Consider the following 5493-nt stretch of genomic DNA (forward strand, 5'->3'; position numbering starts at 1 on the left):
TCGCGTGTTTCAGGCGTGGCAAGGGTTGAAGCGCCTGGTGATGTTGTCGAGGCGCTTGGTCTCGAATCGCCCGATAAGGTGCTTTACCTGCAGCGAACCATATCCGTCAATGGCTCACCCCTGGCCTGGACCCGCACCTATCTTTGCACGCCGCCCGATTTTCTTCCCAGCGTTCAAGAGCTCGAGCGTACCGGCACGGTGTTTGCGCTGATCGAGCAAGCCCTTGGCCTGACATTCACGCGCGGTGAACAGCACATCTGGGCTTCGGGCGCCAGCAAAGAAGAAGCAGAAGCGCTTGAGGTCAAAGTGGGTGCGCCTGTTCTGGTGACGGTTACAACCATGTTTACGCACGACGGGCAGCCGGGGGGCTGGCGGCGAGCCGTGCATCGCGCTGACGACTTCAAGTACGCCTTCGGCCTGAATCGTTGACAGTAAAATTTTTTTGTCTCATACTTTGGTATAACATTAGTACATAAGACCCAAGTAGCAGGAGACCTCTCTTGAGCGAAATCATCGTTTCTATCGCCGAAGGCTTGCATTGCATGCCGGCGCCCAGAAGGGGCAGGCATGTGTGTTAGACACAGCAAAGGCATCGAGCCCACACCGCCCTTTACTTCACTTTTTCTCGACAAGCCCGCCGACCGAGGCGTAAATGTTCCGTCGGTCAACACGGTGCTTGGTCCGGTCGACGCCAGACAGTTGGGCGTCACGCTCGTCAGCGAATCGCTTCTGTACGTGTTGCCCGGGGCGCAGTACGCCTACGACATAAAGATCGACCGCGCCGAAGTCTTCGATACGCTGGCAGCCAAGCTAACGCAGTTCAAAGCGGCAGGCGGCGGCAGCATTGTCGATGCCACCGGCATGTTCCAGGGGCGCGACCTGCGTTTGTACGAAGCGTTGTCTCGTGCCACCGGCGTTCATATTGTGGCCTCCACCGGCCAAGGGCCCGAGGCCATGTTGGGCGGCTACTTTCTAACGCCGCAAACCAACCCGCCCGCGCCGTGGCCTGCACAAAAATTTGCGGAGCTGTTCGGACGAGAAGTAAACGAAGGTATGGTCGTGCCGCGCTTCGAGCGCCGTGCTCGGGCCGGGTTGATCACCACGGCGGTTACCGTCAGCGGCATGACGCCCACTGATGGCAGCTTGGTGCGGGGTGCAGCCCGTGCCGGCGCAACCTACGGGGCGCCGGTGTTCATCCGATACGGATCCGATGCGCTGGCCGAGATGCAATTGGCTATTGACGAATCGCTTGAGCCGGAACGCATTGTGGTGGGGGGCATCGACCGTCGGGAAGCCGTCGCCAAAGGTTGGCCAGCGGCCGTGGCCCGCGCAGGCGCCCGCGTGGGTATTGACCACATCGGCTCGAACGACCCGCTTTACCTCAATGATTCCGAGCGAGTGGCGTTGCTCAGCGAGCTCATCCACGCGGGCTACGCAGATCGAATCATTCTGTCGTCCAGCGCCACCGGAGTGGCCTTTGGCGAAGCCGGCCACGACCTGCCTTTTAGCAATGTGCTGACCAGTTTCGTGCCCATGCTTCAGGCGGCAGGCGTGCACCAGGAACACATCGAACAAATGCTCGTGACCAACACAGCGCAGTTGCTGAGCATCAGCGGGGAAGTGAAATGACACGCGTGAACACAGTGCTTGGCACGGTCTCGGCTTCGGAACTGGGTTTCGTGGCGGTGCATGAGCATATCGGCTATGGCATGCCCGGCTGCGAGCTTGACAGCCGCTGGTGGAAAACACCGGAACAACGATATGAAGAAACCGTGCCAAAGTTGCGCAAGTTCCACGAGAACACCAAGCCATGGGGCGCAGCAACCTTTGTAGAAGCCACCGGCATCTGCAACGGCCGCGATATTGATTACTACAAATCGTTGTCGGACAAAACCGGGGTGCACATTATTGCCAGCACCGGCTTTGTCGGCGGCGACACAGCCCTGCCATTCTTTGAGCGCGCCAGCGTCGAGTACCTGACCGACCAGTTTGTGCATGAGATTACCGTGGGTATCGGTGACACCGGCGCAAAGGCGGGAATCATTAAAGTAGGTGTGAGCCGAGGCTTCAAAATGAAAGACCTCGACCTGCGTATTTACCGTGCGGCAGCGCGCGCATCCAGAATTACCGGCGCACCCATATTCACCCACCTCGCCGTCGATTCCGAACCGGCCCTGAAGATTTTTGACGAGGAGGGCCTGCCTTGCCACCGTGTGCTGTTCGGCCATGCCGACGACGGTGTCAGCCAGGGCAAGATCAACGAGAAAGCCATTTTGGCCGCCGGAGGCCGCATCGGCTTCGACACGTTCGGATATGACCTGGAGCTGCCCGACCCGCCATTCTGGGGGCGCGCCCGTCAAGAGCGTCTGGACCACTTTCTTCGATTCCTGAACAGCGGCCTGGTCAAACAGGTTCTGGCCTCGGCAGATGCCAATTGTTCGCCGCTGGGTTGGCCGGGAGTCAAAGGCCATACCGTGAACTACCTTTTCGAGCAGCTTATACCCGACCTGCACAAGGCCGGCATCGACGACTCGGTAATCGATGAGCTGTTCGTTCATAACACGGCCGATTTCCTGACCTTGACGCCGTATCCCCATCAGTAACACCACCCAATACTGAGAAGTAGAACCATGAGACCAGATACTTTGAAAAACCTGAACATTGCCGTTATTGGCGCCGGCTACGCGGGTGCCACTGCCGCACTAGCCCTGAATCAGCTGGGCGCCACCGTTACGGTTTACGAGCAAGCGCAAGAGGTCAAAGAGGTGGGGGCCGGAATCGGTCTGCGTCCGTCCACCATGGATCAGTTCCGAAAGCTGGAAGTCTTTGACGAGATCGCCGCAGTGACAACGTCAAGCGACTACTTTGAAATACTGACTGCAACCGGCCATCGCATCGCGATGGAAGAATGGCCCGAAAAAGAAGCCTTTGGAATCAGCACCCATTTCGTGCATCGATGTGACTTCATCGACGCCTTGCTGGGTGTGCTGCCCAAAGGCATGGTCAAGCTTAACCATCGCCTAAGCAACATTACCGACAACGGAGACGGCGCCACTGTCGAGTTTGAAAACGGCGTCACCATCCACGCCGACTTGGTCGTTGGTGCCGACGGCATTCGCTCGCAGGTGCGCAGGCATTTGTTCAGCGACAAACCTCCGGTATTTGCCGGCGAGCACGCCTATCGCGCGGTCATACCGGCGGCTGATACATTCGGTTTGGTTCAGGACGGCAACCTTCGTATGTATATGGGGCACGGCACCAAGGTGTACTTGCTGCCGCTGCATCATCGCAACGAAGTCTCGTTCGACGTTACGTGTCTTGCTGCCGACCCCACCCCGGTACCCGCTTTCGACAAAGAGCGGCTGCTTAAAGTAGTGGCCGGATTTGACGAGCGGCTCGTGACCATTACCAAAGGGCTCGAATCCGGACTGGTGAATTTGCGTGCCGTGTACGACATTGACCCGGTTCCAAATTGGCACAGCGACTCGGTGGTGCTTATTGGCGATGCGGCCCATGCAATGTTGCACCATCAGGGCCAGGGCGCGAACTCGGCGGTTCTTGATGCCGGCTCTCTTGCCGATGCACTCAAAAAAGCTGATTCTATTCCCGAAGCACTGGCGCAATACCAGGCCGAGCGCAAGCCGGTCACCGACGAGCTGCAGCGCCTATCGCGTCAGGGTTGGAGCGAAGACGAAATACAAACCGTTTTCCCCAACCAGCATCAGGGCGAAATCGGGGCACGGAGCTGATATGGCACTGCACCCAACCATAGCTCAGTTCATCGCGTCGATGCCTGCGCCGCCGCCGGGCCCGCTAAACCCCGTCGCTATGCGCGAAGGGGAAGAGAGCCAGGTTCCTCCGGTGGAAAAACGCCTGCTGGTGCACTCGGTGTCCGACAAATCTATACCGACTTCGTTCGGCGATATTCCCGTGCGTATCTACAAACCGACAGCTGCCGGCAGCCACCCGGTGGTCGTGTACTTTCACGGCGGTGCGTTCTTTCTTGGCAGCCTCAACACACATGATCATATTGCGCGCGCGTTAACAGACGCTGCGCAATGCGTGGTGGTTTCGGTGGATTACCGGCGCGCACCTGAGCACGCTTTTCCGGCCGGCCTGAACGACTGCTACGCCGTTGTTGAGTGGATAGCAAAGAACGGTCGCGACCCGAACAGCGGTATTGGCTGGAACGGACAATCCTTTGCCGTGGCAGGCGACAGTTCGGGCGGTAATTTGGCGGCTGCGGTAGCGGCCATGGCGCTCGACGCCGGCCTGAAAAGCATCACGCACCAGATTCTTTATTACCCCTCGCTTGACCTTGACTTCGATGTTGAGCGCTATGAGTCGCTAAAGACCAACGCAGTGGGTAATGGGCTGGAGACGGCGTTGCTGAAACCGTTCAACGCGTTTTATATCAATAGCGGCGCCGACCCTGCCGACCCGCTCGTATCGCCGATAAAGCGAGAAGACCTGTCGGGCCTGCCCCCGGCGCTTATTGTTACGGCCGAGTGCGATCCGCTTCGTGACGAAGCCGAGCAGTATGGTCGAAATCTGATCCTGGCCGGGGTGCCCGCAACGATTCGACGCTATCAGTCCGCCGGTCACGGTTTCGTGCAGCATTTTTCCTGGCTGCCCGAGTTTCAAGGTGTGTTCGCTGAAACCGCTGACTTCCTGAAGAGCGCTCAACGATGAGTACCGTCAGCATCCACCCCTTGTTTTCTCAGTGGGGGAGGTTTGGTCTTTACAGTTTCTTCATCGATGGGAGCGAACCCGCAATCGTGGATACGGGCATTGCCTCGTCCCCTGCCGACGGCATTGCACCCGCGCTGAAGCAGTTGGGTCGACACATTGAAGACGTGCGCTGGATCCTGCTTACCCATGGGCATATTGACCACATGGGCGGCGCCCATGCTTTGTGGGAACTTACCGGCCGTAAAGCCAAAGTCGTTATACACGAAGCAGATGCACCGTTCTTGCGTGCACGACGCACCCATGTGGACGAGTACCTTGCCGCGCGAGGTCGATATATTAACGACCCCCAGGGGGAAGCCAAGTTGACGGCAGTATGTCAATCTGCCATTTCGGGCGAAATGGAACCCGACCTGATTGTTCACCATGGCGACTCAATATCGCTTGGGCCCGATGTAACCATTGCGGTGCATTCGGTGCCGGGCCACACAGCCGGCTCGGTAGCGTACGAGGTCGAAGGGCAGGGTGATGTGCTGGTGGGCGATGCGGTTCAGATTCACGGTGCCGCCAACGGGTTCCCAAGCTACGCCGACCCCGACGCGTACCGGGCCAGCCTGCTGCACCTTCGCGACCACGTCAAACCGAAACGCCTGTATCTGGGCCACCCGTATCGCAGCCAGGGCGCCGAATCGCTGGGTGTGGTCCTTGACCGCGAACAGGCTGCCGAAAAAATTCAGGAAAGCCTTGACATCGAAGCCAAGGTTCGCGCTTCTACCGAAACACTTGGCCTTGACGCGGCGGACG

At 58.7% G+C, this 5493-nt stretch carries 6 protein-coding genes; all 6 read left to right on the plus strand.

Features of this window, described 5'->3' with window-relative positions; translation table 11 throughout:
• Positions 1 to 429 (plus strand): GntR family transcriptional regulator (locus VL003_RS11880; protein WP_325442745.1); only part of this gene is annotated, 429 nt, incomplete at its 5' end.
• Between the two features lie 138 nt (positions 430 to 567).
• Positions 568 to 1629 carry a phosphotriesterase family protein gene (locus VL003_RS11885; protein ID WP_325442747.1) on the plus strand — a complete coding sequence of 354 codons (1062 nt, stop codon included), beginning with the start codon at positions 568 to 570 and terminating at the stop codon, positions 1627 to 1629.
• Positions 1626 to 2603: a phosphotriesterase family protein gene (locus VL003_RS11890; RefSeq protein WP_325442749.1), complete on the plus strand. Its 978-nt coding sequence runs from the start codon at positions 1626 to 1628 to the stop codon at positions 2601 to 2603. Before VL003_RS11885 ends, VL003_RS11890 begins: the two co-directional genes overlap by 4 nt.
• Before the next feature lie 27 nt (positions 2604 to 2630).
• Positions 2631 to 3749, plus strand: a complete 1119-nt coding sequence (locus tag VL003_RS11895) for an FAD-dependent oxidoreductase (protein ID WP_325442751.1) — start codon at positions 2631 to 2633, stop codon at positions 3747 to 3749.
• A gap of 1 nt (position 3750) precedes the next feature.
• The gene (locus tag VL003_RS11900) at positions 3751 to 4692 is read left to right on the plus strand and encodes an alpha/beta hydrolase (RefSeq protein WP_325442753.1); all 942 of its coding nucleotides are present in this window, start codon (positions 3751 to 3753) and stop codon (positions 4690 to 4692) included.
• Positions 4689 to 5493, plus strand: an 805-nt coding sequence (locus tag VL003_RS11905) for an MBL fold metallo-hydrolase (RefSeq protein ID WP_325442755.1), incomplete at its 3' end; no start/stop codon positions are given. The genes VL003_RS11900 and VL003_RS11905, both read left to right, overlap by 4 nt.

The organism is Pusillimonas sp., from assembly GCF_035515275.1.
In the GTDB taxonomy this organism is placed as follows: Bacteria; Pseudomonadota; Gammaproteobacteria; order Burkholderiales; family Burkholderiaceae_B; genus Pusillimonas.